This is a genomic window from Leptolyngbya sp. KIOST-1, assembly GCF_000763385.1.
Taxonomy (GTDB): Bacteria; Cyanobacteriota; Cyanobacteriia; order Phormidesmidales; family Phormidesmidaceae; genus Nodosilinea.
Window position 1 is genome coordinate 1,675,753 of the sequence record NZ_JQFA01000004.1, and the last position, 14,998, is coordinate 1,690,750.

17 protein-coding genes and 2 pseudogenes are annotated in these 14,998 nt (G+C 60.4%); 11 read left to right on the forward strand and 8 right to left on the reverse strand.

What is annotated here, in order from left to right:
- The first annotated feature begins 53 nt into the window (after positions 1–53).
- The 3 genes from NF78_RS24465 to NF78_RS24475 are packed head-to-tail and all read left to right on the forward strand — an operon-like array spanning position 54 to position 991.
- Positions 54–320, forward strand: coding sequence for a hypothetical protein (locus tag NF78_RS24465; RefSeq protein WP_156119957.1), 267 nt, complete (start codon positions 54–56; stop codon positions 318–320).
- Positions 317–748, forward strand: a complete 432-nt coding sequence (locus NF78_RS24470; protein WP_035992532.1) for a hypothetical protein — start codon at positions 317–319, stop codon at positions 746–748. The genes NF78_RS24465 and NF78_RS24470 overlap by 4 nt, the downstream gene beginning before the upstream one ends.
- A 3-nt stretch (positions 749–751) precedes the next feature.
- Positions 752–991 carry a hypothetical protein gene (locus NF78_RS24475; protein WP_035992534.1) on the forward strand — a complete coding sequence of 80 codons (240 nt, stop codon included), beginning with the start codon at positions 752–754 and terminating at the stop codon, positions 989–991.
- A 50-nt stretch (positions 992–1,041) separates the two neighbouring features.
- Here NF78_RS24475 and NF78_RS24480 read toward each other — a convergent pair whose 3' ends face one another.
- Positions 1,042–1,977, reverse strand: coding sequence for a PAS domain-containing protein (locus NF78_RS24480; RefSeq protein WP_035992535.1), 936 nt, complete (start codon positions 1,975–1,977; stop codon positions 1,042–1,044).
- 432 nt (positions 1,978–2,409) lie between these two features.
- On the opposite strand from NF78_RS24480, the gene NF78_RS24485 reads away from it, so the two are divergent.
- Positions 2,410–3,186 (forward strand): HpsJ family protein, encoded by a 777-nt coding sequence (locus tag NF78_RS24485; RefSeq protein ID WP_156119958.1) that lies wholly within the window; start codon positions 2,410–2,412, stop codon positions 3,184–3,186.
- 158 nt (positions 3,187–3,344) lie between these two features.
- Positions 3,345–3,821, forward strand: a pseudogene (locus NF78_RS33585) (archaeosortase/exosortase family protein); the annotation flags it as partial.
- Here the strand turns inward: NF78_RS33585 and NF78_RS33590 are convergent.
- The 3 genes and pseudogenes from NF78_RS33590 to NF78_RS24500 all read right to left on the reverse strand — a co-directional run.
- Positions 3,819–4,478, reverse strand: a pseudogene (locus NF78_RS33590) (EAL domain-containing protein); the annotation flags it as partial. The pseudogenes NF78_RS33585 and NF78_RS33590 sit on opposite strands and share 3 nt — an antisense overlap.
- Complete coding sequence (locus NF78_RS24495; protein ID WP_052050909.1) at positions 4,402–4,977, reverse strand: hypothetical protein; 576 nt, start codon at positions 4,975–4,977, stop codon at positions 4,402–4,404. The gene NF78_RS24495 and the pseudogene NF78_RS33590, both read right to left, overlap by 77 nt.
- Positions 4,978–5,103: 126 nt before the next feature.
- On the reverse strand, positions 5,104–5,448 hold the full coding sequence (locus NF78_RS24500; RefSeq protein WP_035992539.1) for a hypothetical protein: 345 nt from the start codon (positions 5,446–5,448) through the stop codon (positions 5,104–5,106).
- A gap of 266 nt (positions 5,449–5,714) precedes the next feature.
- Here NF78_RS24500 and NF78_RS24505 point away from each other — a divergent pair, with 266 nt between their 5' ends.
- From NF78_RS24505 to NF78_RS24525, 6 genes are all read left to right on the forward strand, one after another.
- Positions 5,715–5,936 carry a hypothetical protein gene (locus tag NF78_RS24505; RefSeq protein ID WP_035992540.1) on the forward strand — a complete coding sequence of 74 codons (222 nt, stop codon included), beginning with the start codon at positions 5,715–5,717 and terminating at the stop codon, positions 5,934–5,936.
- 3 nt (positions 5,937–5,939) lie between these two features.
- Positions 5,940–6,173, forward strand: coding sequence for a hypothetical protein (locus NF78_RS31545; RefSeq protein WP_156119959.1), 234 nt, complete (start codon positions 5,940–5,942; stop codon positions 6,171–6,173).
- A 250-nt stretch (positions 6,174–6,423) separates the two neighbouring features.
- Entirely contained in the window at positions 6,424–7,008 is a 585-nt protein-coding gene (locus tag NF78_RS24510; RefSeq protein WP_035992542.1) for a hypothetical protein, read from the forward strand.
- Positions 6,995–7,270 carry a hypothetical protein gene (locus tag NF78_RS24515; RefSeq protein ID WP_035992544.1) on the forward strand — a complete coding sequence of 92 codons (276 nt, stop codon included), beginning with the start codon at positions 6,995–6,997 and terminating at the stop codon, positions 7,268–7,270. The genes NF78_RS24510 and NF78_RS24515 overlap by 14 nt, the downstream gene beginning before the upstream one ends.
- Positions 7,267–7,731: a hypothetical protein gene (locus NF78_RS24520; RefSeq protein ID WP_035992546.1), complete on the forward strand. Its 465-nt coding sequence runs from the start codon at positions 7,267–7,269 to the stop codon at positions 7,729–7,731. The genes NF78_RS24515 and NF78_RS24520 overlap by 4 nt, the downstream gene beginning before the upstream one ends.
- Positions 7,732–8,012: 281 nt before the next feature.
- A complete protein-coding gene (locus NF78_RS24525; RefSeq protein WP_081972899.1) occupies positions 8,013–9,212 on the forward strand; it encodes an IS110 family transposase in 1,200 nt (399 codons plus the stop codon).
- A gap of 152 nt (positions 9,213–9,364) precedes the next feature.
- On the opposite strand, the gene crtC is transcribed toward NF78_RS24525, so the two are convergent.
- From crtC to NF78_RS24545, 4 genes are read right to left on the reverse strand one after another with little or no spacing between them, the layout of a single operon-like run.
- Positions 9,365–12,955 carry a cyanoexosortase C gene (crtC, locus tag NF78_RS30030; RefSeq protein WP_081972901.1) on the reverse strand — a complete coding sequence of 1,197 codons (3,591 nt, stop codon included), beginning with the start codon at positions 12,953–12,955 and terminating at the stop codon, positions 9,365–9,367.
- Positions 12,952–13,596 (reverse strand): HpsJ family protein, encoded by a 645-nt coding sequence (locus tag NF78_RS24535; RefSeq protein ID WP_035992550.1) that lies wholly within the window; start codon positions 13,594–13,596, stop codon positions 12,952–12,954. The genes crtC and NF78_RS24535 overlap by 4 nt, the downstream gene beginning before the upstream one ends.
- Before the next feature lie 39 nt (positions 13,597–13,635).
- Positions 13,636–14,259, reverse strand: a complete 624-nt coding sequence (locus tag NF78_RS24540) for a hypothetical protein (RefSeq protein ID WP_035992551.1) — start codon at positions 14,257–14,259, stop codon at positions 13,636–13,638.
- Positions 14,260–14,261: 2 nt separating this feature from the next.
- Positions 14,262–14,990 carry a hypothetical protein gene (locus NF78_RS24545; protein ID WP_197064956.1) on the reverse strand — a complete coding sequence of 243 codons (729 nt, stop codon included), beginning with the start codon at positions 14,988–14,990 and terminating at the stop codon, positions 14,262–14,264.
- Between the last annotated feature and the right edge of the window lie 8 nt (positions 14,991–14,998).

Below are 14,998 nucleotides of genomic sequence, written 5' to 3' on the forward strand. Positions count from 1 at the left end.
TCCCAGCCAGCCGCCCACCTGGTGGCTGGCTGAGCCTCTCTCAGGTAATGACCATGGAAGACGATGATGTAGGGCTGATTTTGCCAGGTACCGTGGCCTACGCGGTGGCCCTGACCGAAATTCCCCCGGTGCCCACCTGGCGGGCCGAAGCGGGCCAGGAAAAGACCTACATGATTTGCCGGGCCGGGCAGCAGGGCCTGATGGAGTCGGTGACCTACAAAGAGTGGGCGGATTATGTCTACGGCGGCGAGCTGGACGAACGGCAAGAGGAAATCGACACTTTAGACGATGAGCTGGAAGGCCTCATCCTGGCCGCATGACCTGGCGCGACATGGGCACCGTGACCCCCATTAACCTGGGGCAGTGGATGACCTTCCCGGTCCCCACCGCCTTTGCCGAAGCCGATGTGAGCCCGACCTACAAAATTGCCTGCACCAACGTCACCCCCTCCGAGCGATTTCGCACCTTCTGTTGGTTTCGATTCCTCTTCTATGACCCCTCCAGTGAGGCGTTGTTGCCCCTCCCGGCCTTCAAGGTTTACCCTTCCGACGAACCGCTGGTGAGGGTGATTGAAGTGCCGCAAACGCTCAAGGATGCTGGGGCGATCGTCTGGCTCCCCCAGATTCAAAAGCGGTCCACCCGGCGCAATCTGGCGGGAACGACTTCAGAACCGCCCTGGGGCATCAACTTGCAGGAGTGGCGCACAGCGGCCAACCCGCTCCCAAACCTTCCCCCTATCCCTATTTGAGCCATGGCTATTCTGCCCAACCCAACTCCGTTCCTGCTGCGCTTGGTGGGTGGGTGGCCCTCAATCGCCGCCCAGGTGGACACTATCGCCCGCGATCGCGCCTGGCCCACCTACAGCGAGGCCCCCACCCGCTACCGCTTTTCTGGCTGGGGTACCGTGGGCTTTCCCCCGGCGCTGGCCTGCAATGTCTACTACTTCCCGGTTGATGGCCCCATGGTGGACATGGGGCGGGTGGTGGGGTAACTATGGACCTCCAGCAACTGACGGCGATCGCTGCGGCATCCCTGGCTACCCTACTGGTCATTGGGGGCCTGGCCCTGGCGGGCGATCGCGACAAGTTTCCGAAGCGTCGCCAGGGCGGGGGCAGCCATGGCGAAACTATCGATCAGGTTGAACCGTACCGTCGGGGCAACTGCAGTCCCCTGGGGGTCGCGAAGCAGAGAATTGACAACGTAGATCGGCAGCAGATGGCCGTCTTTGCGGTAGACCTCAAACTCCCCTTCCCAGTAGCCCCTCTCCTCCACCGTCTGGAGGATGGCCTGCGCCTGAGTTTGGTCCTCCCCAGGAACCAGCACCTCCACGATATTTTTGCCGATGGTTTCCGCCGCAGTCCATTGGTACATGACCTCGGCGTACCGGTTCCAGTGGACAATGTTGCCGTCTAGATCGGTGGCAACAACGCCATTTTTGACCTGGTGCAGCAGCGAGGCCTGAAAGGATACCTGCTTGGCGATTGGGTGGGTTGTGGGCTGGGTCAAGCCGCAGTCCTCCGGCCTGGGCTGACTCAAACCCGAGCAGGGCACCGAATCGAGGGCAGTTTTAAGCCACTGGTTTTCCCATTCCAGGGCCTGAAGCCGCTTTTCCCGCTGGGCGGCGTTTAAGATACGTTGTAAAACCAGGGTCAGCTGAGGCGGCGAAAGATGGTCTGAGCTGAAGTAGTCCCAGGGGCTTTGGGGCATCCAGGGGCCGGGCCCGTCGGGCACCTGGCCATTGGTTAAAACGACCCAGTAGGGAATGGGGCGATCGCGCGGGCGCCAGGCCGTGACCCCCAGGGTTTCTCCGGCCTGGAGGGGAAGAAAAACAATGTCGTAGGCAGCGAGGGCGGCGGCGGGCAGGGGAGCACCAGGAACCGGACGACTCTCAAAGTGATCGAGAGCGGTCAGGGCGGCGATCGCGTGCTTAAATTCAGAGCCCTCCCAGCCGTCAGCCTCTAAAAACAGAATTTTCATCGCCAAAACTGACCTTTGGGTTTCCCGTTCGCTAACAAATAAACGCTTTGCATTCCTGAGGCTCTGGTTCCCCTCCCTGTGCGATCCAGATTTTTCTTTACTCCCTGATAATGTTGTTTTTCACATCACCAAATCCGGGAATTTGCCGAACTTTTTGACTTGCAATATCACTCAGTATTCCTACAGGGGGAATTGCCCGAACATCTCCTTCACCGTTCTTCACCACAGCGAGGGGATAGTTAACAGTGCCCAAAAAGCCTTTAAAGCGAACCAGAACGCAAACACGTTCTCCCTAGGGTGGGCTTAACCCGTTACCAAGAGACTGCTATGGCTTCATTCCCCAGGCCGAAGGCTGCTGCCCAGGCCAACCCTCCCCGGCGAGTTGTCCCACCCGCAGCCGATACGGCCCCCCCCTCCCCCCCCGCTGAGGCTATGGCACAACCCATGGCCATAGGCTACCTATTTCGGCTGGCCAGGGTGGTGGGCTACGGTCTGCTGCTGATCTCGTTCATTGATTTTCTCTATATTCTGATCCCTGCTAAGTTCATGGACCCGGTGTGGGAATACCAGTTTGTCGGCAACCTGATTCGGCTGGTGCCGGTGCCGCTGCTGGCCCTTGTGCTGGTGTTTGGCGGCGACGGAACGGAGCGCCAACCGATTGAATGGCCGCTACTCAAGTTTTTTTCCTGGCTGACGCTGGTATTGAGCGTGATTCTGTTTTTGTTAATTCCGCTAACGGTGGCAAACACCCTGCGAATTCATCAGTTCAACAACGAGCAGATAGCCACTCAGACAAATCAGCAGCGTCAGCAGCTTGAGGCCAATTGGGCTGAACTGGAGCAGGCCACCCCCCAGCAATTGCAAAGCCTGCTCTCGTCTCCCAATTCCGCGCTCAGCCCCGAAGATGCCCGCGCCCAAATTTTAGAGAACGTCACCAAAGCGAAGGAGCAGGCTGACACCAGGGCCAATCAAGCCCGCGCCAATGTGAAGCAAAATCTGATTAAAAACAGCTTGAAGCTGGTTTCGGAAAGCTTTTTGGGCAGCTTTTTGTTCCTCTATGCCTGGTTGATCAGCGGCTGGGCGCGCCGGGGGCAGGGGGCCCTGACCACCGACAACAGGCCCCAGGTCAACCCGGCTACGGTTTTTGGTCGTCGCATCAGCCGCCTGCTGGGCCGCCGTCCCAAGCGAATGCAGCACCGGATTCGCTAGTGCTCTGCTGAACAGTGCCGCCATGGTGCTGGCGGCCTGACTATTTTCTGTTGTTGCCTATCTGGCGTGCTGGCATGCTCAAGTCCCTCCTGCCCTGGTTTTCGGTTTCGAGTTCGTTGGCAGGCTCTCGCCCCCTCTGGCCGATGGGCCTGGGGCTGATGGGTCTGCATTTGGCTTTGATTGTGGCGGTGACAGGGAACCTGGATCAGGCGGTGCTGAGCCTGCTGTTCTGGGCGGCGATCGCGGCCCAGGTGCGCCAGCAGGGGGTTGACCGGCTGGGGCGATCGCCTCAGTGGCTGGGGGTCGTCGCGATCGGGCTGGTTGGCCTGGTGGCCTGGCCCCTGCTGGGTTCAGACCCGGCGATCGCGAGGGCGGTGGTGCGGCTGTTTCCCATCCTGACCTGGGCCAGTTGGTGCCTGCTGGGGCGGCGGTGGCAGGGCCAAGGGCCAGTCTGGGCGCTGGTGCTGGCGATGTCGGTGCCGCCCCGGGCTCTGCCGCTGCTGCTGGAGACGGTTGTGGACTTGCCCCTGCGGGTGACGACGGCGGCGATCGCGGCCTTTGGCCTCCACTACCTGGGGTTTGAGGTGGTGCAGACAGACAGCCTCATTCAACTGCCCACCGGCACGGTCAACGTGGAGTTTGCCTGTACGGACCAGATTGGTGCTGATGGTCAGGTCGCTGTGGTCGGGAAACTGCCGTTGCCAGGCCACCAGCTGACGGCAGGCCGTCTGCAGCACCCAGCGATCGAGGGGGGCAATCAACCCCGTTTCTTCCGCCAGGGGAATAAATTTGTCGGGGGAGATAAAGCCCCGAGTCGGGTGTTGCCAGCGCACCAGGGCTTCGAACCCACTGACGCGGTGGCGCTGGATGTCGATAATCGGCTGGTAGTAGACCACCAGTTCTTCGTTGACCAGGGCGTTGCGCAGGTCCTGCTCCAGCTGCAGGCGCTCCAGGGCATAGACATGCATGGCTTCGTTGAACAGGGCGTACTGGTTTCTGCCTTGACCTTTGGCCCGGTACAGGGCGATATCGGCATCGCGGAGAATCTCGGCGGCGGTCTGGTAGGCGGCAGGCCCCACTACCAGGCCGATGCTGGTTTTGACAAAGATTTCCCGCTCACCAATCGTCAACGGCTGCTGAAACGCCTGCAAAACCCGCTGGGCAAAGTCCGTCGGTGACTGGGCCTCGGTTACGGGGGGCAGCACCACGACAAATTCATCCCCGCCCAGGCGAGCCGCCAGTCCTGCCGGGGGGAGCAGGGCTTTGAGCTGGCGAGCTATTTGCACCAGCACCTGATCGCCGGCGGCGTGGCCGAGGCCCGGTCACCACATCGGGGTACAGGTCGTAGACCAGGGAGATGTAGGCGCTACCCCACAGCAGGCTGAGCAAAAAGCCGACCACCTGGACGTAGGGCGGTTCGCTGACGAATAGGGTAATATCGCCCCGATGGCGCGGCTGCCGCAGGTGCCAGGCGGTGTGCAGACAAAAGGCCAGGCTGCTGAGGGTGCGCCCCGCCATGCGGCGGGAGCGGTTGCGCAGAAAGTTGGAGCGGGTGATGTGAACCGGGCCTTTTGCTTCGGTGGCGGGGGCTTCGGCCACCTCAAAGGCGTAGCTGGGTTGCCCGGTGAACACCTGGACCTCAAACCCCTGCTGCCCCAGGTGGGTGGCCAGTTCGTCCATATACTGCCCGGTGGCGGCGAAGTCGGGGGGAAAGAACTGGGTCACAATCGACAGCCGAATGGGGCGATGGTCGGCATTGGCGTCTGGAGCAACTCCAGGATTACGGCGCAAGAGCTTGAGGGAGTACCGAGGGGCTATCTACACCCTCAATGAGGTTCACCTCTACTGAGCAACCCTGCATACATGAATACAACGAAGCCCCAGGGGTGCGATCGCACCCCTGGGGCTTCTGTTTGCCTATTCCTCGGGCAGGTTTTCACCTGATAACTGTTTAGCTAGGTCTTCGAGTTCGTCAAGGCGCTTCTGGGCTTTGGCGACCTCTCGCCTATACCAAATAACGCATTCCTCCATTTCGCCCAGCCGCTCCCTAGCGTCTTGAATCAGCCGGGCGATGATTCCCCCGACAACTGATGATTCGAGCGGGCTATCACTTCCAGGTAATCCGCCACAGATAGCCCCTGCTGAGCTGCATTCGCCTTCAACTTCTCCAATCCCGTAGGGGTCATGCGTTGTGGAGGTAGGCGATCGGTTTTCATCTCCCCCCACTTGGAGTGCTTCGCTTTGGGCATTGTCGTAGGCCATGACTTAACTAAGCTCCATTGTATAGCCAATAAAAGGCAAATCAAGATGCTGATTCTCCTCACATATTGACTATACATCTTGAATTATTGGATATACAATAGCCCGTGTGAAGCATCAAACGTCGGATCTCACGCCGGGGCTAACTCACCCCCGGCTTACCTGGCCAGTCTCGGCAGCCCGCCGCATGGCGGTGGCGGGTTCGACTCCCGCCCTGGCCACCCCTGACAATCAGAGTTTCGCCGGGGGCGATCGCCCCCGTTCCCTCTATGGAAATGGAAAAAGAGGAATACCCCATCCCGCTGTACTCGCTCGATTTAACTCTTAGGGAAGTGCATGCCCTAAAGGCTCTGCTTCTTGGTGGCATGTCACCAGCGCCTCTAGATGACGCTCCCTGCGTAGAAGAGTTTGATTTTGTAGAACGACTTGACGAGTTAATCGCCCTGGCCACTGGCGATGTCCAAACACGTCGAACAAAACCCGAGGAATAGCCCATGCCCACCCAACAAAAAAGCCCCGCCGTAGCGGAGCCATCCACGAGAGTGCAAGACACCCTGAGGGTACCCCGATTCCCCTGGCTAGTGGTCCACCGCGACCCGCGCACCCGCGTGCTCTCCCCGGTGGCCACCTTTGCCTACAAGTCTCACGCCGCGGCCCTAATCCGCCAGCTGGCCACCACCAACCCCGACGCCGGCGACCAATTCGAGGTGAGAGAAAACGACTACTGACTCCCACCGGCAAGGGCCACGGACCCGGGGCCAGGGCAACCACCCCACCGGATAGGTAAAAGTTTGGTGAGATGCGCTTGGCGAAATGCCGCCGACGTACAGCCCGCCTATAGGCCGAGCCAGGGGAGCATGGGATACCAGCCTACACAACTCCCCCCGCCCTGCTAACAGAGAACACAGAACCACAGAACCCGTGCTCACGGCCCCCCTCGGGGGGCCACCCCCAACCTAACCCAAAAGGAAACCCTCTATGACCGCAGGACGACCCTACATCCTCCCCCCCTGGAGCGCTGACGCTATCCGCGAACTGCTCGACACCCTCAACTGCCTCAACAACGGCCTGTATGAGAGCCCCAAAGACCTCTCCGACTGCCTCCACGCCACCGCCGAGTCTATTCGCCTGGTGCTCGACCCGGCGGAATTTGAGAACGACACGCCCCGGCTGCTGGACGCGATCGCCGTTCTCTACATCGCCCTGCAGCTGGCCGCCAATGAAGCCGCCCTGTTCCATCCCTACCCCCAGGACCACGCCGATACCTTCGAGCGCTGGGCCAAAAGCGCGATCGACACCGTGATCAATACCCCCGGTGACCAGCTGCGCGACCTCATCACCGGCACGCTGGCCCGGGTGGCGCAGCTGCGGGCCGAGCTGCACCACCCGGCGCCCCCGGTCGTTACCTATGTCGAGTTCCCAGAACGTGGGACTGGCCGCGTGACTGGTGCTTCACCGTCTACCACCGTGCTGCCCCCATGGCCCGCCTGGCTTCCCCCTTCCCCCGACGACATCCCCACCGCTGCTGACCCCGACTATGAGGAGCTTCATGAGCACTATTAACGGCATCCCCACCGAAGTTCTCGACTGTATCGCCGCCCACCTGCTGGCGGTTGAGTGGCTGGCCGATGAAGTTCAGGACCTGGGCCCCTGGGCTGAGTTGAGCCGAGACGAGCTGATTGCCGAAGCTCGTCGCCAGGGTTTCAACCGCTACCGCGATACTCCACCGGAGGGAATCGCCGCGATCGCTGCCCAGGCCCTGGCCGACTACCAGGCGATCGCCGCCCAGGTCGACTCCCACACTACTGAGGACGTAAACCTATGACACCCAAAGAAATCATCGATCGCCTTGTTCACTCTGAGCAGCCGATTGAGTTCTACACCACCCCAGCCCGCGCCTTCATGCTCATTGCCAATCTACAGCTCGCCCTTCGCCACCCTGAGAACAAAGGCCTCAGCACTGAGCTCGTCAGGGACATGATCGCCAACCTCTCCACCGCGATCGCCACCGTCACTGAAATGCCTGAAGTGATTGTCCTGGTAGCCCAGGGCTATCAACCCGAGTTTGACCTCACCAACGAGCAAGCCGATGAGTATTTTGGTCAGCGCTCCCGACCGGAGCGATCGCTAAATATCTCCCTCGACCTGGCGGAGAACTGCGACCTCGAAGCGATCGGCCAGGCCCTGGCCATGCTCATGCAGCAGACCCCTGACCCCCAGGCCGCCTTCCAGCAGTGGCAAGACGCCCTGGCCAAGGCCAAGATTGAGCCCATTTTTCCCGCCTGATGAGTCCTGAAGGACGAAACGGCCCGCCGTGGCCGTCGCGGGATAGCTTGCATGGGTAGGGGGGCCGCAATCCCTCTATTCTCTAGACCGCCTCTGGGCCGGAGTTTTATAAATGTTGCTGTTTTTCGGCTACGGAACGTTGCTAAACGGCCCTTAGCCCCACGCTCATTTAACGTTGCTAAACGGCCCTCTGTACGGGACAGCGAATCTAAGAATGACGTGCTAAACAGCGCCGATTCTTCGGCCTGGAGCTTTTGGAACAACGATTGAGCTGATTTCCCATGTCTACCAAAATAGTCGGAGTGGAGGTAGCTAAAACCTCCATCGTTTGCTGTTGTCTAGAGGTCGAAAACCTCCCCCGAGACTACGGCCAATTTGCCCGTAGCTACACCCCACAAACCCTGCTCCCTAACATCAGTGGTGTTCAAACCCTATTGGAGCTGGGCGACGTGTTTGTCATCGAGCCCACCGGCGACTACTCAAAAATCTGGATTGACCTGCTCAAGGCCAATGAACGGCGGGTACTCAGGGTCAACCCCAAGCGGGTTAAAGCCTTGAAGGAATACCACGGACTGATGTCGAAGACAGACCGCTACGACGGCGCTTTTCTAGCCCTCTATGGCGCTGAAAATCTCGACAACCCCGCCGCCTTTCTTAGCGACTACGCCGAAGACTTGAGAGAGGCCCTGCTGCAGCACACCTTTCTGTCTCGAATGGCGGGGAACCACCAGCGCCGCCTGTGGCAGCTGCTGGCCCGCGAATGGCCGGAGGTGTGCCGGAGTCGCGGCGGTGGCAAGCCCCGCCAGGTCAGAGAGTTTATGGAGCCATCCCCCCCGGGCCTATGGCGCTTCATTGCCGGAGAACAGTACACCCAGGCCGCCAGCCGCCAGCGGTCGCTAGATGAGACGATCGGGTGTGGGCTGTCGGAGTTGGCTCGAACCCTGGCCGCCCAAATCTGCGAATTGGAGCGCAAGCAGTTTGCCATGGAGGAGCGGGTGCAGGCCCTGGCGGCCGCCCCGGAGTTTGCCCCCTATCATTCTGTCTTCGACAGTTTTGGGTTTGGCCCTCTGACCCGCGCAGCGGTCCTGAGCCGGGTCTACCCCTTCCAGCAGTTTATGGGGCCTGACGGCCGCCCTATCAAGCTCCGGGTGCCCTCCACCAGGGGCGATCATCTCCACCGGCGAAACAAATCGCTAGGGGCCTTCCGCCTCAGTCTGGGCAATGGCACCAAAACCTACCAATCTGGCCAGCTTCAGACCGAAAAGGCCGCGGGTCCAAAGTACGCCCGCGTCTCACTATTCCTGCACGTCCGCTCTCAGGTGGTTCTGAGGGGCAATGCCCCAGGCCAGGCCCCCAAGTACCTCAAAAAGCACCGAGATATGTACCAGGCCCTGCCCCCAATGCCCCATAACAAAGCGGTGTCTAAGGTAATCTCTCGGGTCGTGAAGGACCTCTACAGAGAGCTGCTGGCCAACCTGTAGGCCGTTCCATAGCCGATGGACCACAGCCCCCTGGGATTCCCAGGGGGGCTTTTTTGGCGCGCCGGTTATAAATGCTCCTTCACTCGCTCGCCCCATTGCGATCGCTGGTGGGTTACGCGATCTGCCTGTGGGGCTCTCTCGTTACGGAACATTTATAAACACTTGTCAAGGTCACCGGCCGCCAGGGTCGCCTCCTCAGGCGTCGGATCCGAGACTCCCGCAGCAGGGTTGAGCAGGCGCTTGAGGCGCTGTTTCAGAATCGACCAGTTGATGGGTTTGGTAATGTAGTCCGTAGCTCCGGCATCAAAGGCGCGCTCAACCGAACTGTCGTCATCAAGGGCGGTAATCATCAGGATCGGAAAGTCCCCGGCGGGGGCTGACAGGGCGGGGGGAACCGGGCCCTCAGCGGATACAACCTGGGCCACCTGCAACAGCCGAATTTGGCGACAGCAGGCAAAGCCATTCATCTCCGGCATCATGGCATCGAGCAACACCAGATCGGGGGACTCCCGTTGGTAAAGCTCCAGCGCTTCTCGGCCGTTGGCCGCTTCGATGGTGCGATAGCCCGACTGTTTGATGGCCATGGTCAGCAATTTGCGGAGCGATCGATCGTCATCGACCACCAGCACCAGGGGAGAATCGACCGCGTGGGGCAGGGCAGGGGTGGTTGGCACAGGCTCGAGCAAAAAGGAAAAGGGGTTGTGGTGCGCTAGAAACCGGGTGATGCTCGCAGCCGGCTCGGGCCTTGAAAAGCCATAGCCCTGCCCGTAGGCAATGCCCATTTCACGGGTGCGGCGGTGCTGAAAGGCGGTTTCTATGCCCATGGCAACCAGGGTGATCTGGAGGTCGGAGGCTATGACAATCAAGCTCTTGAGCCACTCCGCCAGCTTGGTGTCAATATCTAAGCGATTGATGGTTTTAGCCTCAATTTTGAGGCTGCTGACCGGAAACCGATGCAGAAAACTGAGGGACGTGTAGTTGCTGCCGATATCGTCGATACAGACCCGAACCCCCCGCGCCTGGAGCTGCATCCACAGCCCGGTGGTGGCGGCGGTATCAACCATGATGGTGTGGTCTTTGATTTCCAGCACCAGGTCGTCTCCCCGCAGGTTGTGGGCCATCAGCGCCTGGTCCAGGCGGGAGATCAGTTCGGGATGGAGAAATTGCTGGGTGCCCAGGTTAACACTGACGCGGCAGCGCTTTTCGGGAAATTGTGAACGCCATTCCGAAAGCTGGCGGCAGGCCTGATCCAGCACCCACCAGCCCAAGGGGATGATCAAGTCGGTGTCCTTCGCCGCATGGATAAACTCGCTCGGTTCCAGCAGGCCCCGCTGGGGATGGTGCCACCGCACCAGGGCTTCAACGGTATCGATGCGGCCATTGCCCAGGTTGACAATGGGCTGGTAGTAGAGCTCAAATTCGTTGTTGTCCAACGCCCGGTAGAGGTCAACGTTTTTGACCACGGCCCGCTGAATCAGCCGGTAGTACTGGCGGCTAATGGCCTGCACCGTGAAGTTTTCTCGAATAAATCGGTGCCCGGAGAAGCCCAGCTGCTGGGTTGTTTCTCCGTCCTTCATCAGGTAGCGAATGAAGCTGGCCAATCCCTGGCTGTCGCCGTTGATAAAGGCGGCTCCGCTATTGGCCTGGGACACCAACCCCCGCAGGTAGGAGTGGCGTTCGCAGATGACGGCTACGGGTTTGCCCGAGGACAGGGCCGAGTAAAACTTGCTGGGGGCCACCAGCCCTTCCATGTCGGTGTCGATGCTGATCAAGTGCAGGTCGCAGGCGGTGAGCGACTGGGGCAGCAGAGCTTTGTCCTGGTAGGGCAAAAAGCGGCAGTTGGTCAGGCCCAGGCTCTCCACCTGCTGCTGGGTGGCCTTCCGCTTTGGCCCCCCGCCAATGAACAAGAACTGAACCGGCTCGTCGGCCAGGGCCTGGGCCGCGCCGATGATCGTCTCCATGTCGTGGCAGCGGCCCATATTGCCGGAGTAGAGGATGGTAAACCGGTCCTGAATCCCCTGTTCCTGGGCAAAGGGGTTGTCGGCCTTGGCCAGAGGCTTGATGGACTCTGGATCGGACCAGTTGTGGATGACGGTGATGTGGTCGGCCAGGTGCGGGTGCTTGGCCACAATGCGGGCTTTCATGGTTTCGCAGGGCACGATGATCGCCTCGGCCCGCTGCCACACCCGGCGGTTAATGGCATCCCACAGGCGCACAACCCAGTGGTGCGGGGGCAGCATGCCCAACCCGGTCACCACATCGGGGTACAGGTCGTAGACCAGGGAGATGTAGGCGCTACCCCACAGCAGGCTGAGCAAAAAGCCGACCACCTGGACGTAGGGCGGTTCGCTGACGAATAGGGTAATATCGCCCCGATGGCGCGGCTGCCGCAGGTGCCAGGCGGTGTGCAGACAAAAGGCCAGGCTGCTGAGGGTGCGCCCCGCCATGCGGCGGGAGCGGTTGCGCAGAAAGTTGGAGCGGGTGATGTGAACCGGGCCTTTTGCTTCGGTGGCGGGGGCTTCGGCCACCTCAAAGGCGTAGCTGGGTTGCCCGGTGAACACCTGGACCTCAAACCCCTGCTGCCCCAGGTGGGTGGCCAGTTCGTCCATATACTGCCCGGTGGCGGCGAAGTCGGGGGGAAAGAACTGGGTCACAATCGACAGCCGAATGGGGCGATGGTCGGCATTGGCGTCTGGAGCAACTCCAGGATTACGGCGCAAGAGCTTGAGCATGGTTAAGACCGCTGAGAAGGAATAGGAAAAGCCTGAGCTATCGGAGAGGTTAGCTGCTGATCTTGAGACTACTGAGGCGGGGTCTGCGTTTGAGTCTGCGTTTGTTTGAGTTTGCGGCTGGCAGGGGGAGGCGATCGCAACAGCTTTGGGAAAGAGGCTCAGCACACAGCAGTAGTAGCTCATAAACAGAGCGCCGACGAAGAGTTGTCCGCCGATGGAACCGTGCCAAAATTCAAACGCGTCTGTGCCCCAGTAGACCGCTGCCAGGGCCATCAGCACCAGCCGAGGAATATTGAAAAGCAACGCCAGAGCAACGCCCAGGCCGCTCAACTGGACAATTTTGGGCCAGGGGAAGTTCAGGTATAGGCCCAGCCCGAGACTGGCCCCTATCATGGCCAGGGCGATATCGAAACCGCTACAGCCCCAGCTAACGTTAACCGTGTGGTCGGGGAAGCGCATGGCTGAACCCGACGCCACTACGGGGTGCCCCAGCCACTGCAAAACCGTGGCGGACACCGCGGCCATGGGGGTTTCTAAAACCTGGGCCGGCAGCAGCGTTTGCCACAGCGTACCGATAATATGACCAGGGTTGGGATAGGCGCTGAGGGTAAAGGCCCAGGCCATAGCGGGATATTGGCTAAAGAACGCCATGCCCCAGCAGCTGATCGCCGTACCCGCCAAAATCAGCAGCCACAGCAGGGCCTGGGGCCAGAGGGAAAAACGGCAAAACGGAAACAACACAATGCCCGTCACAATCAGCAGATGGCCCAGCCAGCGATCGGCCAGCAGGGGCTGGGTCGCCGCCAGCTGCGGCCAGTGACGCCAGAGCTTCACCGCCCCCACCGCCACCAGGCAGAGGGCGAGAATAAAGCTGCCGGAACCGTTAGCCGTATTTTGGTACAGGAGAAACCGCACCCAACTGGGCAAGTAGCAGAGCCCCACGAATAACCCCAGGCTGACGATCGCCCCATGGGGGGTGTCGAGGGCGGCGCGGTAGGGTGGCCTCATCATCCGACTTGCCGCAGGGAAAATCGGCGTTTTTGGGAGAGTGACAGGCTTTGCAGCAGGCCAAGGCGACCGATGCTGAGCAATCCGACACCCATCAGCAGGAGGTTTCCAGCCGAGGAAATGAGGGTTTTCATCGCCCCTGTCTGGGTCTCCTGGATCAGCGATGCGGCTTGACTATCGACCGTTTGCAGCGCCTCTGAGAAGGCCTCGGGGGAAATTTGCTGGCTCAGGGCGGCGTCCTCCTGGCCCTGCTCAATCCGGTTGCGGAGTTCAGCGGCCTGGGTGTTGATGGTGGCGATCGCCTGCTCCTGCAGGGTCAGGGTGTCTTGAATCACCAGCAGGCTGGATAACCCCAGCAAAAGACCGATCGCCAGACAGGCTATGGATAGGGTTTTCAAGGACTGGAGGCGGTTCTCCAACTGGCTATAGATCAGCAGCACAGTGCCGATCAGCAGCAGCAGGCTGCGCTCGGCAACCTGCTGGAGAAAGTTGAGCCGCCACTGGGGCGCCAGGGGGTTGGGGGGGAAGCCAATCACCAGAATGTCAATCAGAAATCCAATTAGGCAAAGGCAGCCAATGGTAAGCGCCAAACGCTGGGAGAGCACATCGTACGGCTTCGGCAGAGGGTTTGAGAGGTTGGCCATGGAAGATAAGGTGAAGCGGTGAATAGTGGGCTTGAGCCATCAACGGGGCGATCGCGACAGGGGCGCGTACAGGGCTATTTGACCTAAAGCCACCAGGCCTAAGCCCGCCAGCAAGAGGCTGAAAAAGGTTCTGATAGCTGTTTTTTGAATGCCGATTTTTGCCCTCGCTTCCAGCGCCTGAGCACTTTCGCCCAGGCGTTCGATCGCGCGCGCTTTTTGGGCCGCATCGACGTTCAAATTCAGGGGTGAATTCGGCTGGGGGGCGAAGGTTTGAATGCGCTGCTCCAGATTTTGCGTTTGGGTGGCCAGGTTCGCGATCGCCAGGCTGCTAAACTGAACGCTGTCTCGCAGGTAGAAAAAACTGCTCAGGCTCAGGCAGAGCCCCAGCCCGCAACAGGCCCAGGCCAAGCGCTTTAGCCCCCTGGGCCTGGGCTGAAAGCCGTGGCACAGCAACCCGCCTGCAAACAGCAGAATGACGCAGCGTTCCCCCACCTGCTGCATGTACCCCATCCGCCATTCGAGGGAAGCCTGTAGGGGACTGAGGCTCAGGGCGAGCAGGTCCAAGCTAACGCCGACCAGGCAGATCAGGCCAGTGATCAGGGCCAGGGTGTAGACGAGGCGCTGGGGCTGGGGTAGGGCACCGCTGGGTTGGGACAACCTCATGGCTATTTCCCCCAGACTTTACGCCGTTCCGCTGACCCTGGGGAGCGACGGTTCTGCTGACGCCAGACGGCCACACCAAGGCCCAAAATACCGGGAATCAGGAGGGGCGAGGGAACGTCAGTGGTGCTGGTGGTTTGAGTGCTGGCCAGCCTGAGCGAGGCGACGCTAAAGTTTTCATCGCCGTTTTGGGTGGCCATAAACCGGATGGTGGCGATCGCCACGTCGGTCACAAAGCCCCAGTTTTTCGTGCCGTTGGGCACCGCCACCACCTGGGTAATGCCATCAATGCCGGTGATGGCGATCTGCGTATTTTTAGTAAACGCACTGGAGGTAAAGTCCAGAAATAATCCTTGAACAGCTTCCGGAAAGGTCCACTGCACGGCAATACTCTGCTTGCCGGTGTTGCCGTAGCTGACGCTATAGCCGCTGCCGTCAATGCCGTGTTTGGTCAGGGTGGTGGGGGTCAGGGTGGCGTCTGGATCGCTCAGCACGCCGTTGATACTCAACTGACTGGTGATGCCGGTATTGCAAAAATTACCCAGGGTGACGTAGTTGCCGCCGTTGCTGTAGGGGGCACAGTCCAACCCGGCCAGGCTGCGGTTTTGCAGAGAAAAATCGGTGCCGCTGCCAGTCAGGGCATCTTGCCAGGCACTGGCATCGGTGAAGGTGCCCGAGACGGTGAGGGCCTGGGCTGGGGAGGTGGCCAACAGCAGCGATGCCGTTGACACCATGGCTGTCT

Bases quoted from the DNA above. Each gene is read 5' to 3' on its own strand.
- NF78_RS24465 (WP_156119957.1), top strand. From the start codon at position 54: ATGGAAGACGATGATGTAGGGCTGATTTTGCCAGGTACCGTGGCCTAC.
- NF78_RS24470 (WP_035992532.1), top strand. From the start codon at position 317: ATGACCTGGCGCGACATGGGCACCGTGACCCCCATTAACCTGGGGCAG.
- NF78_RS24475 (WP_035992534.1), top strand. From the start codon at position 752: ATGGCTATTCTGCCCAACCCAACTCCGTTCCTGCTGCGCTTGGTGGGT.
- NF78_RS24480 (WP_035992535.1), bottom strand. From the start codon at position 1,977: ATGAAAATTCTGTTTTTAGAGGCTGACGGCTGGGAGGGCTCTGAATTT.
- NF78_RS24485 (WP_156119958.1), top strand. From the start codon at position 2,410: ATGGCACAACCCATGGCCATAGGCTACCTATTTCGGCTGGCCAGGGTG.
- NF78_RS24500 (WP_035992539.1), bottom strand. From the start codon at position 5,448: ATGGCCTACGACAATGCCCAAAGCGAAGCACTCCAAGTGGGGGGAGAT.
- NF78_RS24505 (WP_035992540.1), top strand. From the start codon at position 5,715: ATGGAAATGGAAAAAGAGGAATACCCCATCCCGCTGTACTCGCTCGAT.
- NF78_RS31545 (WP_156119959.1), top strand. From the start codon at position 5,940: ATGCCCACCCAACAAAAAAGCCCCGCCGTAGCGGAGCCATCCACGAGA.
- NF78_RS24510 (WP_035992542.1), top strand. From the start codon at position 6,424: ATGACCGCAGGACGACCCTACATCCTCCCCCCCTGGAGCGCTGACGCT.
- NF78_RS24515 (WP_035992544.1), top strand. From the start codon at position 6,995: ATGAGCACTATTAACGGCATCCCCACCGAAGTTCTCGACTGTATCGCC.
- NF78_RS24520 (WP_035992546.1), top strand. From the start codon at position 7,267: ATGACACCCAAAGAAATCATCGATCGCCTTGTTCACTCTGAGCAGCCG.
- NF78_RS24525 (WP_081972899.1), top strand. From the start codon at position 8,013: ATGTCTACCAAAATAGTCGGAGTGGAGGTAGCTAAAACCTCCATCGTT.
- crtC (WP_081972901.1), bottom strand. From the start codon at position 12,955: ATGATGAGGCCACCCTACCGCGCCGCCCTCGACACCCCCCATGGGGCG.
- NF78_RS24535 (WP_035992550.1), bottom strand. From the start codon at position 13,596: ATGGCCAACCTCTCAAACCCTCTGCCGAAGCCGTACGATGTGCTCTCC.
- NF78_RS24540 (WP_035992551.1), bottom strand. From the start codon at position 14,259: ATGAGGTTGTCCCAACCCAGCGGTGCCCTACCCCAGCCCCAGCGCCTC.
- NF78_RS24545 (WP_197064956.1), bottom strand. From the start codon at position 14,990: ATGGTGTCAACGGCATCGCTGCTGTTGGCCACCTCCCCAGCCCAGGCC.